The 16653-nt window shown below is 72.4% G+C and carries 21 protein-coding genes; 15 read left to right on the top strand and 6 right to left on the bottom strand.

The features are described 5' to 3' along the window. Positions 1-63 precede the first annotated feature (63 nt). From EXE50_RS01515 to EXE50_RS01465, 11 genes are all read left to right on the top strand, one after another. Positions 64-1074 (top strand): hypothetical protein, encoded by a 1011-nt coding sequence (locus EXE50_RS01515; RefSeq protein ID WP_053772143.1) that lies wholly within the window; start codon positions 64-66, stop codon positions 1072-1074. Positions 1075-1155: 81 nt separating this feature from the next. Then, positions 1156-2562 carry a CRTAC1 family protein gene (locus EXE50_RS01510; RefSeq protein ID WP_053772144.1) on the top strand — a complete coding sequence of 469 codons (1407 nt, stop codon included), beginning with the start codon at positions 1156-1158 and terminating at the stop codon, positions 2560-2562. 104 nt (positions 2563-2666) lie between these two features. Beyond that, entirely contained in the window at positions 2667-2867 is a 201-nt protein-coding gene (locus EXE50_RS01505) for a hypothetical protein (protein ID WP_053772145.1), read from the top strand. A 116-nt stretch (positions 2868-2983) separates the two neighbouring features. Continuing rightward, positions 2984-3709 carry a ribosome assembly factor SBDS gene (locus EXE50_RS01500; protein ID WP_137704159.1) on the top strand — a complete coding sequence of 242 codons (726 nt, stop codon included), beginning with the start codon at positions 2984-2986 and terminating at the stop codon, positions 3707-3709. A 73-nt stretch (positions 3710-3782) separates the two neighbouring features. Beyond that, positions 3783-4274 (top strand): YbaK/EbsC family protein, encoded by a 492-nt coding sequence (locus EXE50_RS01495; protein WP_053772147.1) that lies wholly within the window; start codon positions 3783-3785, stop codon positions 4272-4274. A 127-nt stretch (positions 4275-4401) separates the two neighbouring features. Continuing rightward, entirely contained in the window at positions 4402-5460 is a 1059-nt protein-coding gene (locus EXE50_RS01490; protein ID WP_053772148.1) for a metal ABC transporter solute-binding protein, Zn/Mn family, read from the top strand. Positions 5461-5560: 100 nt separating this feature from the next. Further along, on the top strand, positions 5561-6301 hold the full coding sequence (locus tag EXE50_RS01485; protein WP_053772149.1) for a metal ABC transporter ATP-binding protein: 741 nt from the start codon (positions 5561-5563) through the stop codon (positions 6299-6301). Further along, positions 6301-7374 carry a metal ABC transporter permease gene (locus tag EXE50_RS01480; RefSeq protein ID WP_137704158.1) on the top strand — a complete coding sequence of 358 codons (1074 nt, stop codon included), beginning with the start codon at positions 6301-6303 and terminating at the stop codon, positions 7372-7374. Before EXE50_RS01485 ends, EXE50_RS01480 begins: the two co-directional genes overlap by 1 nt. Before the next feature lie 85 nt (positions 7375-7459). Further along, positions 7460-7744, top strand: coding sequence for a hypothetical protein (locus tag EXE50_RS01475; protein WP_121562133.1), 285 nt, complete (start codon positions 7460-7462; stop codon positions 7742-7744). A 78-nt stretch (positions 7745-7822) separates the two neighbouring features. Further along, on the top strand, positions 7823-8266 hold the full coding sequence (locus EXE50_RS01470; RefSeq protein ID WP_053772152.1) for a hypothetical protein: 444 nt from the start codon (positions 7823-7825) through the stop codon (positions 8264-8266). A 37-nt stretch (positions 8267-8303) separates the two neighbouring features. After that, the gene (locus tag EXE50_RS01465; protein ID WP_137704157.1) at positions 8304-8777 is read left to right on the top strand and encodes a DUF123 domain-containing protein; all 474 of its coding nucleotides are present in this window, start codon (positions 8304-8306) and stop codon (positions 8775-8777) included. A gap of 18 nt (positions 8778-8795) precedes the next feature. On the opposite strand, the gene EXE50_RS01460 is transcribed toward EXE50_RS01465, so the two are convergent. From EXE50_RS01460 to EXE50_RS01450, 3 genes are all read right to left on the bottom strand, one after another. After that, a complete protein-coding gene (locus tag EXE50_RS01460) occupies positions 8796-9278 on the bottom strand; it encodes an acyl-CoA thioesterase (RefSeq protein WP_053772154.1) in 483 nt (160 codons plus the stop codon). Positions 9279-9356: 78 nt separating this feature from the next. Continuing rightward, complete coding sequence (locus EXE50_RS01455; RefSeq protein WP_053772155.1) at positions 9357-9812, bottom strand: bifunctional nuclease family protein; 456 nt, start codon at positions 9810-9812, stop codon at positions 9357-9359. Between the two features lie 47 nt (positions 9813-9859). Further along, positions 9860-10564, bottom strand: coding sequence for a winged helix-turn-helix domain-containing protein (locus EXE50_RS01450; protein WP_053772156.1), 705 nt, complete (start codon positions 10562-10564; stop codon positions 9860-9862). A gap of 123 nt (positions 10565-10687) precedes the next feature. Here EXE50_RS01450 and EXE50_RS01445 point away from each other — a divergent pair, with 123 nt between their 5' ends. The 4 genes from EXE50_RS01445 to EXE50_RS01430 all read left to right on the top strand — a co-directional run bounded on the left by EXE50_RS01445 (position 10688) and on the right by EXE50_RS01430 (position 14537). Next, complete coding sequence (locus EXE50_RS01445; protein WP_137704156.1) at positions 10688-12466, top strand: TraB/GumN family protein; 1779 nt, start codon at positions 10688-10690, stop codon at positions 12464-12466. After that, positions 12463-13137 carry a metalloprotease gene (locus EXE50_RS01440; protein ID WP_053772158.1) on the top strand — a complete coding sequence of 225 codons (675 nt, stop codon included), beginning with the start codon at positions 12463-12465 and terminating at the stop codon, positions 13135-13137. Before EXE50_RS01445 ends, EXE50_RS01440 begins: the two co-directional genes overlap by 4 nt. Positions 13138-13211: 74 nt before the next feature. Then, on the top strand, positions 13212-14252 hold the full coding sequence (gene purM / locus EXE50_RS01435; RefSeq protein ID WP_121598973.1) for a phosphoribosylformylglycinamidine cyclo-ligase: 1041 nt from the start codon (positions 13212-13214) through the stop codon (positions 14250-14252). Between the two features lie 105 nt (positions 14253-14357). Continuing rightward, complete coding sequence (locus tag EXE50_RS01430; RefSeq protein ID WP_053772160.1) at positions 14358-14537, top strand: hypothetical protein; 180 nt, start codon at positions 14358-14360, stop codon at positions 14535-14537. Between the two features lie 47 nt (positions 14538-14584). Here the strand turns inward: EXE50_RS01430 and EXE50_RS01425 are convergent, their stop codons facing one another. The 3 genes from EXE50_RS01425 to EXE50_RS01415 form a co-directional block, all read right to left on the bottom strand. Further along, complete coding sequence (locus tag EXE50_RS01425; RefSeq protein WP_006628588.1) at positions 14585-15124, bottom strand: CBS domain-containing protein; 540 nt, start codon at positions 15122-15124, stop codon at positions 14585-14587. Between the two features lie 62 nt (positions 15125-15186). After that, positions 15187-15561: a DUF555 domain-containing protein gene (locus EXE50_RS01420; RefSeq protein ID WP_121598975.1), complete on the bottom strand. Its 375-nt coding sequence runs from the start codon at positions 15559-15561 to the stop codon at positions 15187-15189. A 93-nt stretch (positions 15562-15654) separates the two neighbouring features. Next, entirely contained in the window at positions 15655-16653 is a 999-nt protein-coding gene (locus EXE50_RS01415; RefSeq protein ID WP_053772162.1) for an isocitrate/isopropylmalate family dehydrogenase, read from the bottom strand.

Raw genomic sequence — 16653 nt, 5'->3', positions numbered from 1 at the left:
GCGTTCTCAGCGCCGATAACCGCGTGGGAATCCTTATGCGGGGAACCCCCTCAGAGGGGGTACGTGACGCTCGAACAGTTTCTCGATCGCTTCGACGGTCCCGAGCGGTCCGTGGTCGTCGTCAACCGAAGCGACCCGGATCCCATCTTGAACATGCTCGTGGACACGTTCGGCGACGACGCAGTGCGGGTCGTGGAGGGCCGTGTGGTCGAAGGTCCGGACGACCCCGACGCGGGCGGCGCCGGGGACGACGACCGGCTGACCGACGGCGCCGGAGCCCCGCGGCTCGATCGGACGGGCGGTCTCACGGCGCGAGAACTGGCGACGAACGCCGTCATCGACGGGGAGGGCGACGCCGTCCCGTCGCTCGACGTCGAGGTGCTCCGCCGCCACGAGGACGTGCCGTTCGACGGCGGCGACCCCTCCGATATCGAGAACCTCGTGCTGCTCATGGAGGGCGACGAGGTGGTCGCCGGCTCGACGCTCGGCGAGCTCGGCGACGCCGTGCTGTTCGTCAACTCCGACCTGTACATCACCGGCAGCCGGTCGCTCGCCGACGTGGAGCTTCCCTCGGTGATAAGCGGCCTCGACGACGCGACGTTCACGCTCCGCGGGTACCCCGAGTCGAACCGACAGAAGCTGCTGCTCATCACCATCTCGCGGTTCATCGAGCGGGTCGCTTGGACCGCGGGCGACGGGACCCTCCGGTCGTCGTTCCAGCGGCTCTCGCGCATCGACGACGAGGTCGGCACGCGGGACGTGTACGAGCGCGTCGCCGACACCGGCGTCGACACGCACCTCTACGGCGTGCCCGACGAACTCCCGCAGGACCTCGCCGCGGTGATCCACGCCGGGAACGACCCCGACTTCACCGACAGCTGGTTCGTGGTGTACCGGCCCCCGGAGGGACCGCACCCCGCGCGGAGCGATCCGGAAAGCGACCTCGTTCGAGGGGTCGAGGGGGGCGTCGGGCTGCTCGCGGTCGAGACGGAACCGCGCGTCTGGCGCGGCCTCTGGACGTTCGACGCGGACCGCGTCTCGCGGATAAACCGGTACATCGAGCGCAACCTGTAGGCCGATCGAGGATTTCCTCCCGCCGGCGACCGGTCGTATCCAACCCGTGCGTTCATATTCTCGGAGCGGTGACGGGCGGCCATGTTCACGGAGCGGTCCGCGCTCGTCGACGACGGGCGCCCGATGCGCGGGTACGGCGTCGCGGTGACGCCCGGCCGCGACGGGCCGCTCGTCTTCGTGGCCGGCTACGGCGAGCCGAACCGGCTGTACGCCCGCGAGGGCGGCCGCTTTTCCGACACCGCCTGCGGCATCGTCGCCGACGGGACCCGCCACGGGATGGGGGTGTGCGCGTCCGACCTCGACGCCGACGGGTGCGAGGAGGTGTACGTCCACAACTGCGCGCGCGGCGTCGACGGCGGCGACCCCGACCTGCTCTTGAGTCGCCTAGAGGCCGACAGGTACCGCTGGACGGACGTGTTCGCGCGCGAGGTGAACGCCGACCGCATCGACGTGCGCGCCGGGCGGTCCGTCGCGGCGCTCGACCGGCTGGGGACCGGTCGCTACGGGGTCGCCGTCTCCGGGTACGCCGCCCCGCTCGCGTTCTACGAACTCGGCGACGACGGCGAGGTGACCGACATGGCCGAGGCGGTCGGCCTGGAGGTCGACGGGGGCTGCCGGTCGCTGCTCGCGGTCCCGTACCGCTCGCGCGAGGGCGACCTCTTCGCGGGGGTCGAGGGGGGACCGAACCGGCTGTTCAGCAACCGGGACGGGCACTACGACCGGACGGACGGCGGGCCCGACCTCTCGGACCCCGGCGGCGACACGCGGGGCGCGGCGGTCGTCGACGAGGGCGGGACGTTCGCGCTCGCGGTCGGCAACGAGTCGGCGCCGAGCCGGCTGCTCCGCTGTTCGCCCGACGGCGGCTACGACGACGTGGCCCCCGACGCGCTCCGCGACGTGGGCCCCGTCCGGACGGTCGTCGCCGCGGACTTCGACAACGACGGCCGCGAGGAGCTCTTCTTCAACGTCTGCGGCGCGGAGAACCGGCTGTTCGAGCGCGTGGACCGGTCCGGCGGGCCGCCCCGGTGGGAGCCTGCGGACCTCGGGCCCGCCGCGGAGCCGGACGGGTTCGGCACCGGCGCGGTGGCGGCCGACCTCGACGGCGACGGCGCGCTGGAACTGCTCGTCGTCCACGGCGAGGTCGCCGCCCAGCCCGTGACCGCCTACGGCGTCCCCGAGGCGCCCGACGCCGGGTGGCTGCGCGTGCGCCCGACGACGCGACACGGCGCCCCCGCGCGCGGCGCCGTCGCCACCCTGGAGACGACCGAGGGCGTCCAGCGGCGGACGGTCGACGCCGGGGGCGGCTGCCTCTGTCAGACGGAGCCGGTCGCGCACTTCGGGCTCGGCGGCGCGGAGCCGCTGCGCGTCGACGTGCGGTGGCCGGACGGGCGCGAGCGGACCGTCGTCGGCCCGAGCGCCGACCGAGAGATAACGGTCAGGCACCCGTCTCGCAGGGCGACGGACCGCGACGCCCGGACGCGGCGGTAGCGATCGCGCGGCCCCGAGCGAGGGACCGCCGGGGCGGCGGCGGCCGCCGTGGCCAGAACTGCCGCCCTTCGCGGGTTCAAGTGTCCCCGGGCGTACGGGGAGGTATGGTGGATCCGACCTCGGAGCTCGAGGAGGACGTCGACGAGGAGTCCGCGCCGACCTGCGCGACGTGCGGCGAGCCGGCGCTGGGGACCGGACACCGAACGGTCACGTGGGTCGACGGCGGCGACGCCGTCCACCGACACTTCTGTTCGGCGTCGTGCCGCGCGGACTGGGACGACGAGCGGCCCTCCGCGGGCGGGTAGTCGGGGGAGCGACGACGCGACGACCGGGGCGGTGACCGGAGGGCGGACGCGACGACGCGGCGCGGCGGTCGGCGACGGCGGGAGGCTTTTTGCCCGCGGGGGTGGTAGCGTTCGGTATGATATCGCTCGACGAGGCCGTGACGGCCCGACTGGAGTCACACGGGGAGCGGTTCGAGGTCCTGATCGACCCCGACGCCGCCCTCGCGATCAAGCGCGGCGAGTTCGACGACGACTTAGCGGAGGTCATCGCCGCGGAGGACGTCTTCGAGAACGCCTCGCGGGGCGACCGCCCGGCCGAGGAGGACCTAGAGACCGTCTTCGGCACCACGGACCCGCTGGAGATCATCCCGGAGGTCGTCGAGCGCGGCGAGATCCAGATCACCGCCGAGCAGCGCGCGGAGATGCAGGAGCGCAAGCACAACCAGCTGGTGACCACCATCACGCGCAACGCCGTGAACCCGCAGATGGACGACTCCCCGCACCCGCCCGAGCGGATCGAGCGCGCCCTGGAGGAGGCCGGGTTCCAGATCGACCCGATGGAGCCCGTAGAGAACCAGGTCGACGACGCGCTCGACGCGCTGCGGCCGGTGATCCCGATCCGGTTCGAGGAGGTGACGATGGCGGTCCAGCTCCCGGCCGACTACGCCGGGTCCGGCCAGGCGCAGATCCGCGAGTTCGGCGACCTCGAACGCGAGGAGTGGCAGAACGACGGATCGTGGGTCGGCGTGCTCACCTTCCCGGCCGGCCTCCAGAACGACCTCTACGACCTCGTCAACGAGGTCACCTCGGGCGAGGGCGACGCCCGCGTGATCAAGGACAAAGACGAGCTGCGGACCCGCTGACCGGACCGCCGGCTCGCGACGTAACTTCACCGCCTCCGCGGGGTTGATACGGGCGGGCCGCGGCTCGGATCGCATGCATCCACGCGCGGCGGAGTTTGAAGAACTGGCGGCGGAGCGGCACGGCGTCGACGTCGACGTCGACGTGCTGGAGTTCGACGCGGGCACGGAGACGGCGGCCGCCGCGGCCGACGCCGTCGGCTGCGAGACGGGCGCCGTCGCGTCGACCATCGTCGTCTCCCTCGTCGGCGGCGACCGAGAGGGGGCGCACGTCGCGGCGATCACGAGCGGCGCGAACCGACTGGACCTCGACGCGGTCGCCGACTTCTTCGAGGCCGACGCCGCCGAGATGGGCGACCCGGAGCGGGTCCGCGAGGTCGTCGGGTGGAGCATCGGCGGCGTCCCGCCCATCGGGCACGACGCCGCGCTCCCGACCGTCTTCGACCCGACGTTGGCCGAGTACGACACCGTCTACGCCGCCGCCGGGACGCCCAGCGCTGTGTTCGCGATCGGTCCGGACGCGCTCGCCGACCTCGCGGACGCGACCGTCGTCGACCTCACGGAGTGAGTAGCGACGTTCCCGGCGCGCGGAGCCGCCGGCGCGTTGTTAAGCGAGCGCGCTCTCGGCGACTGAGTTATTAACTATGTCTTGTGAAATAATAACCTTTTTCTATTAATCTGCGATACGGATCGGTATGACTCACTCACGACGGTCGGTGCTGCGGCGCGGCGCCGGGCTCGCGGTCGCGGGCTCGGCGGCGTCGCTGGCGGGATGCTCGGGCGGGGGAACCGGCGGCGCCGAGGGGTTCGACTCGGGCTACGCCGCCTTCTTCACCCTCAACGACTGGGCCAACGAGGTCGCGGGCGAGAACGCGACGTTCGAGGACCCTGTCGACGTGGGTCAGCTCGGCCACGGGTGGACGCCGGACGGAACGCTCGCCGCCGAGGTCGCCGCGACGGACGCCTTCGTCTACCTCGACAGCCCGGAGTTCTCGTGGGCGCAGGACCTCGCGGCGACGCTGGAGAGCGACTACGACTCCGTCGCCGTGGTCGACGTGCTCGACGGACTGGAGGGCGATCTGCTCGAATGGGACCACAGCCACGGCGGAGAGGGCGGCAATCACGACGGCGAGGACCACGACGGGGAAGGCGGCACCCACGAGGGCGACGACCACGAGGGCGACGACCACGAGGGCCACGACCACGGCGGCGAGACCCGGCACGACCCGCACGTCTGGGTCGACCCGGTCCTCGCGGCCGAGATGGTCGAGACGATCGCCGCGGGGCTCGGCGAGGCGGACCCGGAGCACGCCGAGGCGTACGCCGCCAACGCCGAGGCGTACGCCGAGGAACTCGGCGCGATCGACGACGCGTTCGAGTCGATCGCCGAGCGCGCCGAGCGCGACGTGGCGGTGTTGGCGGGCCACAACTCCTTCCAGTACCTGGAGGCGCGCTACGGCTTCCGGCTCCACTCGCCGGTCGGGGTCTCGCCGCAGAACGAGCCGACGCAGTCCGAGATCGCCGACACGATCGACATCGTCGACAGCGAGGGGATCGAGGTCGTGCTGTACGACCGCTTCCAGTCGCCCCGGCTCGCCGAGTCGATCGTGGAGAACAGCGACGCGACGGAGGCGGTCCCCGTCACGCCCGCCGGGGGGACGACGCGGGAGTGGAACGACGCCGGCTACGGGTACGTCGACCAGATGACCGAGATCAACGTCCCCGCCTTCGAGCGGGCGTTCGGCGCGCAGTGACCCGGTCGCCGCTCGCTCCGCCCGCGGCGCGGCCCGCCGACGGCGCCGGCGGCGGAGTAAAAGAGCTAAACGTGCGGCCGACCCAGGTCCGGCACACGCAGTGAGCGCAATCGTCGACCTCGACGGCGTGACGTTCGCCTACGGCGACACCGTCGCCGTGAGAGACGTCTCTCTCACCGTCGAAGAGGGGGAGTTCCTCGGGCTCGTCGGGCCGAACGGCTCCGGGAAGACCACGCTCCTCCACCTCATGCTCGGGCTCCACGAGCCCGACGCGGGGTCGGTCGAGCTGTTCGGTCGCCCCGTCGAGGAGTTCGACGACGGCGGGCGGATCGGCTACGTCTCTCAGAAGGCGACCAGCCGGGGCGGCGCGATGCCGGTCACCGTCCGCGAGTGCGTCACCATGGGCCGGTTCGCGCACGCCGGGCGGGGCCGGCTCTCGGCGGCCGACCGCGCCGCCGTCGCGGACGCCATCGAAACGGTCGGCATCGGTGACCTGACGGACCGGCTCGTCTCGGAGCTGTCCGGCGGCCAGAAGCAGCGGGCGTACATCGCTCGCGCCCTGGCGAGCGACGCGGACCTGCTCGCGCTCGACGAGCCGACCGTCGGCGTCGACGCCGAGTCGCGCGACGCCTTCTACGCGCTCCTCGACGAGCTCAACGGCGACGGGATAACGATCATCCTCATCGAGCACGACATCGGCGTCGTCACCGACCGCGCGAACCGCATCGCCTGCGTCAACACCGAGCTGTACCACCACGGCGACACCGAGTCGTTCGTCGAGAGCGACGCCCTCGCCGAGGCGTACGGCACGACCGGACAGGTCGTCCACCACCACCACTGATGAGCGGAGAGTCCGCGGCGGCGGACGGCGAGAGCTCCGCGCGCGACGCGGCCTCCCGCGGTCGGGGCCGACGCCGGACCGCCGAGCTCGCGGGCGTCGGGATCACGGCCGTCGTCGCGGTCGGGATGCTCGGGTTCCTCCTGCTCTACTGGGCGCAGGACCTCCCGGTCGCGAGCGAGCTGTACGCCGCGTTCCGCTCGGTCGGTCGGGGGATGGACGCCGCGCTCGGCACCAACGTGTTCCGGCACCCGGTCATGTGGCAGTCGATGGCGGTGGGGGTGCTCGTCGGGATCGTCGCCCCGCTCGTCGGGTCGTTCCTCGTCCACCGCGAGATGGCGCTGATCGGCGAGACGCTCGCGCACACCGCGTTCGCGGGCGTCGCGGTCGGCATCCTCGTCACCTCCTCGACCGGGTGGAACGGGTCGCTGCTGCTCGTCGCGCTCGCGGTCGGCGTCCTCGGCGCGCTCGCGGTCCAGTGGCTCACGGAGCGCACCGACGCCTACGGCGACGTGCCCATCGCGATCATGCTCAGCGGGAGCTTCGCGGTCGGCACGCTGATCATCAGCTACGGCGACGGGCTCACGGGCGTCAACATTCAGGGGTACCTGTTCGGGAACCTCGCGGTCGTCACGCCGGAGGGCGCGCGCCTGATGGGCGCGCTCTCGCTCGCGGTCGTCGCGGGCGTGGCGCTGGCGTACAAACAGCTCCTCTTCATCACCTTCGACGAGCAGGCCGCGCGGGTCGCCCAGCTGAACGTCACCGGCTACAACACCCTGCTGGTGGTGCTGACCGCGGTCGTCGTTGTCGGCGCGATGCAGGTGCTCGGCGTCATCCTCGTCGCCGCGATGCTGGTCGTCCCCGTCGCGGCCGCCTCGCAGGTCGCGCGGAGCTTCCGCGAGACGATGTACCTCGGCGTGATCTTCGGACAGCTGTCGGTGCTGGGCGGCTTCGCGATCTCGATCGGGTTCGGGCTGCCCTCCGGGGGATCGATCGTCGTCACGGCCATCGCGGTGTACCTCGCGAGCGTCCTCGTCGCCGGGACCTCCGGAACGCCCGTGTCGGCGCACGGCTGACGGCGAGCGGCCGACGTTCCCGTCGCGTGAGCCGGTTCGCGTCCGGTTTCCACAGACCCTTATGTCCCGGCCGCCAGGCACGTCCATGGGAGACACCGAGACCTACACGGTCACCGGCCCCGACGGTGACGAAGAGTCGTTCGAACTGCCCGCCGGCCTCGTCGACGTGCTCAGCGAGCAGGGCGAGCCCTCGACCGCCGTCGTCTCCGACGTGGTCGTCCAGGCGATGGCCCAGCAGGCACACGTCATCGTCCACCACAGCGAGGGCGACGTGCCCGAGGACATCGCGGAGATGGAGGAGACCGCCGCGGAGCTGTTCGAGGAGCGCTTCGGGCAGTCGCTCGAAGACGCGCTCGGCCACTCGCACTGAGCGGAGTCGGCGCCGCTCGGCGCCCGAACGAGTTCGCCCGACCGGCCGCTTAAGCCGGTCGAGTCCCTACGTTTTCGTATGTCTACCGACCCGGCCGGCGCGGACGCGCCGGTGTTGATCTTCGACGGCGACTGCCCGTACTGCTCGGTCGCGGCGGTCGCGCTGCGCCGGCTCGACGGCGTGGTCGCGGTCCCGTGGGAGGCCGACCCAGTCGGGCCGTTCCTCGACGCGCAGTTCGGCTCCCGGCCGTTCGCGATGGTGCTCGTCGACCCCGCAGAGCGCCGCGTGTACGCCGGCCGCTCGGCCGCGGAGGAGCTGGCCGACCGCGCGGGCACCCCCGGGATCGTCGGCGGGCTGGTCCGCGACAACTACGACCGCATCGCCGACGTGGTCGGGACGCTGTCGGGGCGCGCCCGCGACCCGGACGACTTCCACGACACCTACCGCCTCGACGAGGAGGCGGGCGACCTGGTGGGATCGCTCCGGACGGCCGCCTCGGAGGCGCCGGCCGCGCTGTCGTGACCGGGGCGCCGACAGCGGCCGCGACGGGGAGCGACCGATGAGCGACGCGACCGGCGGCAGCTACACGCTCGTCGTCGGCCTCGCTGCGGACGCGACGGTGACGGCGGGGGCGCTCGGCGACCACCGGCTCCCGGCGGGCGCGTACGCCTACACGGGGAGCGCGCTGGGCCCTGGCGGGTTCTCGCGGGTCGACAGGCACCGCCGGACCGCGCGCGGCGACAGCGAGACCCAACACTGGCACGTCGACTACCTTCTCAGTCACCCGGCGGCGCGGATCGACCGCGTCGTGCGGAGCGTCGGCGTCGACGTCGAGTGCGCGGTCGCCGAGCGCCTGCCGCCCGGGCCGATCGACGGGTTCGGCGCCTCCGACTGCGGCTGCGGGGCTCACCTGGCCGGCCCCGAGGCGCTCGACGCCCTCGCGGAGCGCGCGCTGACGGCGCACGAGGCCGCGGTCGCGTCGTCCGGGGACCCGAACGCGACCGTCGACGTGGTCGACGGCTCCGCGGAGTGAGGCGCCGGGCGGCTCCCCTCAGAGGTCGTACCGGTCGACCACCTGCCGGAGCTGCTCCTCGCGCCCCTCCATGGCGTCGTCGCGGAGGGCCGCCTCGTCCTCGGTGGGACAGTCCAAGTCTGGGACCGGCGTGGGGCGCCCGTCGTCGTTGAGCGCGACGAACGTGAAGTAGGAGGTCGTCGTCCGTCGCGTCTCGTCCGTGCGGGGATTCTCGGCGCGCACGTCGACCTTCACGTCGACGCTCGTCCGGCCGGTGTTGAACACGTACCCCTCGACGATGGCGACCTCGCCCATCTCGATGGGCGCGATGAAGTCGACGTGGTCCATCGAGGCGGTGACCACCTGCCGGTTCGCGAAGCGCATGCCGGCGATGGCGCCGCAGATGTCCATCCAGTGCAACACGGCGCCCCCGAGCGCGCGGCCGAGGTTGTTCGTGTCGTTCGGGAGCAGCATCTCCGTCATCTCGGTGTGCGAAGAGGCGAGCGTGGCCGTCTCGTCCATGCCAGTCGTGGGAGGGCCGGCGACTTGAACGGCCGGCTTCCGGCACGGGCGGCGGCCGGCGGACGCGGCGCGAGTACGCTACCGCTCCTCGGAGGGTCCGTCGTCGTCGAACCGGATCGAGTCCGGCGGCCGACCGGCCTCGTCTATCACCTCGTCGGTGACGACGATCGGACAGTCGACGCGGACCGCCAGCGCGAGCGCGTCCGACGGGCGGGCGTCGAAGACGAACCGCTCCGGCTCGCCGTCGTCGTAGCGCTCGGCGTCGACCTTCGCGTAGAAGGTTCCGTCGCGGAGGTCGTCGACGCGGACGCGGTCGATCGCGCCCCCGAACTCCGTGAGGATGTCCACGAGGAGGTCGTGCGTGAGCGGTCGGTCGAACGGTTCGCCCTCCAGCGCCATTCCGATCGACCGCGCCTGGTCGCCGCTGACGAATATCGGGACGTACTCGCCGCGCGCCGAGAGGATCACCGCCGGGACGTCACCGCTCGGCGCCGAGCCCGCACCGACCCCGACGACCTCGGCTTCGTGTTCCATACGGGAACGTGGTGGCGGCGGCTTGAATAGCTGTCCCACGCGCGGCCTCAGTTCGACGCGCGGTACCAGTACGCCCACGCGAGCGTGAACACGAGCGCGGCCCCGAGGAAGAACACGGCCCCCGGCTCGACGAGCGAGACGGCGTACTGCGCGACCGGGTCGCCGACGAGCTCGACCGCGCCGTCGGCTCCCTCCGCGGCGGTGTTCTGGTCCGGGACGCTCTCGACCGTCGGACCGCCGCCGTCGCCGCCGTCCGCGGTGGCGGTTCCCACGTCGCCGCCGCCGGAGCGGGCGGTGAACTGCGAGCCGAGCGAGCCGACCGCGAGCAGGCGCTGGACCGCGACCGCCGCGAGCCCGATGACCCCGTAGCCGCCGAGCAGCCGCATGAGCGCGGTCTTGATCCCGGTCGACTCCTCGGACCCCCCCGCGAACAGCACGAGCGGCTCGTCCGCAGCGGCGTACACGTCCATCTCGCGGCCCTTCTCCGAGTAGGCGGTGTCGACCACGTCGACGAGGTCGGCCTCGTCGAGCCGCGAGAGGTGGTACTGGACGTTCTGGAGCGAGGTGTCGACCTCGTCGGCGATCTCCGACTTCGTCGCCGGGCGGTCGTGGAGCGTCGAGAGGATGGCCCGCGCCGTCTCGGAGCCGAGGGCGGCGATGAGGTCGTCGGCCTCGTCGTCGTCGACGCCGACGACCCGGGGTTCGCGCTCCTCGGGAGTCGCGTCCGGCAGGGAGGGCAACAGCCGAGACATACGCTCTCATGGGGCGCGTGAGGATACAAACTTGTTGGATCGTCGGGGACGAGTCGGCGCTCGCGGGGCGGATCCCGCGATCGACTCACAAACCCTAAACGCGGCGACCGAGTACGACGGGTGATGACAGAGACGTCACGGGGGAGCGGCGACGCGCCCCCGTCGACCGACCGGTCCCCGCGGGCCGACGGCGGCGACGTGGAGGGGGCGACGCGACGCGCGCGCTCCGGCGGCGAGGGGAGCGTCACGGTCGTCGGGACCGCGCACGTGTCGGAGCGCTCCGTCGACGAGGTCGAGGAGACGATAGAGCGGGAGCGGCCCGACGTCGTCGCCGTCGAACTCGACGAGGGGCGCTACCGGCAGCTCAACGGCGAGACCCCGGACGACCTCGACGCCGGCGACCTGCTCAAGGGGAACACCGTGTTCCAGTTCCTGGCGTACTGGATGCTCTCGTACGTCCAGACGCAGCTGGGCGAGCGGTTCGACATCGAGCCGGGCGCAGACATGAAGGCCGCCGTCGACGTCGCCGAGTCGCTCGGCATCGACGTCGCCTTGGTCGACCGCGACATCCAGACGACGATCCAACGGTTCTGGGCGCGCATGACGATACCGGAGAAGCTCCGGCTCGTGGGCGGGCTGGCGTTCGGCGTCAGCGACCCCCGCGTCGCCGGGGTGATCGGCGGGCTCATGGTCGGGATCCTCGCGGGCCCGGCGATCGGGCTCTTCGGCGGCGCCGTCGGGATCACGACCGGGGTGCTGACGAGCGTCGCCGCGGGCGTCCTCGTCGCGCTCGTCGTCGGCATCGCCGTCGATCAGGTCGGTACGCTCGCGCTCTCGCCGGACCAGCGGCTCTACGCCGCGGCCGGCACCGGGCTGGCCGCCGGCGTCGCGGCCGGGGTCACCGGCGTCGCGAACGGCCTCGTCTCGACGTACCTCGGCGGGTTCCCCGTGGCCGCCATCGGCGGCTTCGGGATCGGGATCGGCCTCGGGCTCGTCGTCGGGGCCGTCCTCGCGCTCGCGGTCGGCGCGTTCGCCGGCGGCGAGGTCGACCCCGAGGCCGGCGGGATCGAGGAGCTCGACGAGGCCGACCTCACCGACACGGACGTGGTGACGATGATGATGGAGGAGTTCCGGCAGTTCTCCCCGGGCGGCGCGGAGGCGCTCATCGACGAGCGCGACGCGTTCATCGCCCACCGGCTCGTTGCGCTCCGCGAGGCCGGCCACGACGTGGTGGCCGTCGTCGGCGCCGGCCACCGGGCGGGGATCGAGGGCTACCTCGCCGACCCCGCGACGCTCCCGCCGATGGAAAGTCTGGTCGGCCAGGAGTCCGGGCGCGGGCTCCCGTGGAAGAAGGCGATCGGCTACGCGATCACCGTCGGCTTCGTCGGCTTCTTCCTCCTGCTCGCGCTGGGCGGAGCCGGGAACGCCTTCCTGCTCCGCCTGTTCGGCGCGTGGTTCCTTATCAACGGCGTCTTCGCGTTCGCGTTCGCGAAGGTCGCGGGCGCGCGCTGGCTCTCGGCCGGCGTCGGCGGCGCGGTCGCGTGGCTGACCTCGATCAACCCGCTGCTCGCGCCCGGCTGGTTCACCGGCTACGTCGAGCTTCGCAGCCTGACGGTCAACGTCGCCGACATCGGCGCGCTCAACGACCTGCTCGCCGACGAGACGCGGTCGGCCGCCGAGCTGGTCTCCGCGATGCTCGACGTGCCGCTGTTCCGGCTCATCGTCGTCGTCGCGATGACGAACGTCGGGAGCATCGTCGCCAGCTTCCTGTTCGCGGCGTACGTCATCCCGGCGATGTTCGGCGCCGAGGTCGGCGGCGTCGAGGACGTCGGCCGGCTGCTCGTCGAGGGGGCCATAAACGGCGCGGACCTCGTCCGCGGCGCCGTGGGGGGGATCGCATGAGCGGCGGGAGCGCGGTCTCCGGGCGCCGGATCGCCGGCCTGTACTTCAGCGGGACCGAACTCCGCGACCTGCTCGTCGCGTGGCTCGCCCTCGGCGTGGCGTTCATGCTATTCTTCGTCGGCGGCTCGGGCGGGATCGGTCGCATCCTCGCGGCGGGCGTGGTCCCGCCGCTGTTCGTCGCCCTCTCGACGGCCGGGGTCGCCTTCCTCCTCCACGAGGTCGCGCACAAGGTCGTCGCCGTCCACTACGACCAGGTCGCGGAGTTCCGCGCGGACAACAGCATGCTGTTCCTCGCCGTGATGAGCTCGCTCCTCGGGTTCATTTTCGCCGCGCCGGGCGCCGTCCACCACCGCGGCCGGCTGACGCCCCGCGAGCACGGCCACATCGCGCTGGCCGGCCCCGTCGTGAACCTCGGGCTGATGGCCGTCTTCTTCCCGCTGTTCGCGCTCGGCGGGATCGTCGGGAGCGAGATCGTCACGGTCCTCGGCGCGCGCGGCATCGCGATCAACGCGTTCCTCGCGGCGTTCAACCTCGTCCCGTACGGCCCGCTCGACGGGAAAACGGTGCTGTCGTGGAGCAAGCCGGTGTGGGCCGCCGTCTTCGTCCCCTCCGCGCTGCTCGCGTTCGGGCTCGTCTTCGTCCTCGGCCTCGGGTTCGGCGGGCCGTTCTGACGGGCGACGCGACCGGCCCGCGACGGGCCCAGCGGAACGGTGCGTTTTTGCTCCGCGGGCGTGCCCCCACAGACATGACCGAGGGCGACGGGAGCGACGACGGGGGACCGGACGCCGACGACGAACTCACCTACGCGGACGCGGGCGTCGACATCGACGCGAGCGAGGCCGCGACCGCGGCGCTGATCGGCGCGGTCGGCGCGGACACCGAGGCGGAGGGCTCCGGGAGCGAGTACGCCGGCCTGCTCGACATCGGCGACCGCTACCTCGCGCTGGCGACCGACGGGGTCGGGACGAAGCTGCTCGTCGCGGAGGCGCTCGGCGACTACTCGACGGTCGGCATCGACTGCGTCGCGATGAACGTCAACGACCTCGTCGCGGCCGGCGTCCGCCCCGTCGCGTTCGTCGACTACCTCGCGGTCGACGAGCCTGACGAGCGGTTCGCCGAGCAGGTCGGCGAGGGGCTTGCCCGCGGCGCCGACCTCGCCGACATCGAACTCGTCGGCGGCGAGACGGCCGTGATGCCGGAGGTGGTCAGCGGGCTCGACCTGGCGGGCACCTGCGCCGGCCTCGCCGCGAAGGACGGCGTGTTCGACGGGCGAGCGGAGCCGGGCGACGCCCTGGTCGGCTGGCGCTCGTCGGGGATCCACTCGAACGGGCTCACGCTCGCCCGAGAAGCCGTGACGCGCGACCACGAGTACGCCGACCCCTGCCCGTTCGACGGCTACGAGACGCTCGGCGAGGCGCTGCTCGAACCGACCGCCGTCTACACCGACCTCCTCGACCCGATGCGCGCCCACGGCGTGCGCGGCGCGGCCCACGTGACCGGCGGCGGCTGGACGAACCTCGAACGCCTCGGCGACCGCCGCTACGTCGTCGAGGACGCGTTCGACCCCCAACCCGTCTTCGAGTTCGTTCGGCGCGAGGGGAACGTCTCCGACGAGGAGATGCACCGCACGTTCAACATGGGGACCGGCTTCGTCGCCGCCGTCGAGCCGGACGCGGCGGAGTCGCTGGCGGCGGAGACGGACGGCCGCGTGATCGGCCGCGTCGAGGCCGGAGTCGACGCCCCGGACGGCGACGCGACGGTCGCGATCCGCGGGCTGGAGCTCTGAACGGTCGCGTCCGAGGTACCGGCGAGCGTTGCGGCCGCCCCGGAGCGGCGGCGTCGCGTGCCGCCGAATGACGCCTTATCACCGCCGTCGGCGTAGTTCATGACGATGACCGACGGGGGCGCCGCGGACGACGAGACGGGAGGAGACGGAAGCGGCGGCTCCCGACGGGACGACGAGCGCGACGGCGACGAGGAGGAACCGGACCGGGGACACCTCGACGACGTGGAAGACGGCGCGGGCTGTACGGAGATCTGGGAGCGGCTCTCCGAGCGCCGGGAGGAGTGAGCGCGGCCGCGCGTCTGGAGTCGTGAACGCGGCCCCGCGTCGAACTCTTACGACAGCTGCGCGGCGATGTCGGCCTCGGTGATGATCCCGACGGTCTCGCCGCCGTCGGTGACCATTACAGCCTTGTAGTGGTCGAGGAGGTTCCGGACCTCGTCGACGGTCGCCGACGGCGCGACCGTCGGGAACGACTCGCTCATCACTTCGCTGACGGGGTGGTCGCCGACGTTCTCGCCGGCGTGGACGACGTCGCCCTGGCTGATCGACCCGACGGGCACGCCGTTCTGGAGGACGGGGAGCTGCGAGTACGCCTCCGCCTCCATCAGCTCGACCGCCCCGCTCACCGCGTCGTCCGGCGCGACGCTGATCACCGTCTCGTTCATCAGGTCGGCCGCGCGGACGACCTCGCCTTCCGCCTCCTGGAGGGCGTTGACGATCCGGCGCAGCGTCGAGAGCCGCGGGTCGACGTCGCCGCCTTCGATCCGCGCGATGAGGGGCTGGGAGACGTCCGCGGCGTCGGCGAGCTCGCTCTGGGTCAGCTCCAGCGCGGTCCGGCGCTCGCGGAGGTCTTGGGGCGTCGGCAGTTCCATACCGCTAAATTACCCGAGGTTATTAGAAAAGCTTTCGGCACCGACCGATCTCGCGCTCGCGTTTACCGCTCCGGCGCCTCCTCGTCCTCGTCCGCCTCCGTCTCGAAGACGTCGATGACTTCGAGTGGCACGTCGCGGAGCGCGCCGCCGACCTCGCTTTTCGCGATCCGCTCGGCGTGCTCCTCGCTGTCGGCGTTGAAGATGTCGATCTCCAAGAGGAGTCCCACGAGGGCCGTGTTGGCCGCGAGGAACGCGGCGTCGAACGGCTCGCCGCAGGCCGGACAGCCGGTGACGCCGGGCTCGACCTCGACGTACTGCTTGTCCGTCTCGTTGAGTCGCTTACCGGCCTCGCTGACCGCGACGCCGATGGCGTCGTCGGTCTCCTCGACGTCACGGACCAACCAGGCGGCTTCCATCGCGACTTCGTAGTTGCTCATATCCGGCCGGATGGGCCGCAGGGTTTCTTGTCTTGTGGTTCGCCCGCGGCGGCGCGAGCGCTGAAGCCGGACCGATCGGCGGCGAAACGCGCCTTACAGGCGGTCGACGACCGCCGCGGTGACCTCGTCGGTCGTCGCCGACCCGCCGAGGTCGCCGGTTCGAGGCCCGTCGGAGAGGACGCCCTCCACCGCGTCGCGCACCCGCCGGCCCTCCTCGACGTGCCCGAGGTACTCCAGGAGCATGGCCGCCGAGAGGATCGCCGCCGTGGGGTTCGCGACCCCCTCGCCGGCGATGTCGGGCGCGGTCCCGTGGACCGGCTCGAACAGCGCGTTGTCGTGGCCGACGTTCGCCGAGGGGAGCAGGCCCAGCCCGCCGACGAGTCCCGCGGCCAAGTCGGAGAGCACGTCGCCCGCGAGGTTCGGACAGACGACCACGCCGTACCCGCTCGGGTCGAGCGGGAGCTTCGTCGCGAACGCGTCCATCAGCTCCTCGTCCGCGTCGACGCCGCGCTCGGCGGCCACGTCAAGCACCTCCTCGCGGAACCGGCCGTCGGTCTCGCGCATCACGTTCGCCTTGTGCGCGACCGTGAACCCCTCGTCGGGGTCGCCCGCGGGGCCGCGCCCGTCGCGGACGAACTCGCAGGCGTACTCGGCCAGCTCCCGGGACGCCGACGAGGTGACGACCCGCGTCAGCGTCGAGAGGTCGTCGGAGAGCCGGTCCTCGTGGCCCGAGTACACGCCCTCGGTGTTCTCGCGGAGGAACACCACGTCCGTCTCCGGGCGGAGCGCGTCGACGCCCGGGAACGCCTTCGCGGGCCGGACGTTGACGAACGAGTCGACCGCCTCGCGCAGCGGGAGGATGACGTCGGCGGCCGTCTCGCCGGCCGCGCCGAACAGCGTCGCGTCCGCGCCGGCGACGCGGTCGTACGTCTCGGCGGGGAGCGCCTCGCCGGTCGCCGCCTTCGTCGCGTCGCCAGCGTCGGCGGCGACGAACTCGAACTCGACGTCGAGCGACTCCAGCACCTCGACGGCGGCCGGCACGACCTCGCGGCCGATGCCGTCGCCCTCGATGACGACTATCTCGTCGGGCAT

This window comes from Halorubrum sp. ARQ200 (assembly GCF_005435115.1).
GTDB lineage: Archaea > Halobacteriota > Halobacteria > Halobacteriales > Haloferacaceae > Halorubrum > Halorubrum tropicale.
Note: the sequence above shows the minus strand (reverse complement) of the source record. Positions and strands in the feature narration are given on the sequence as shown.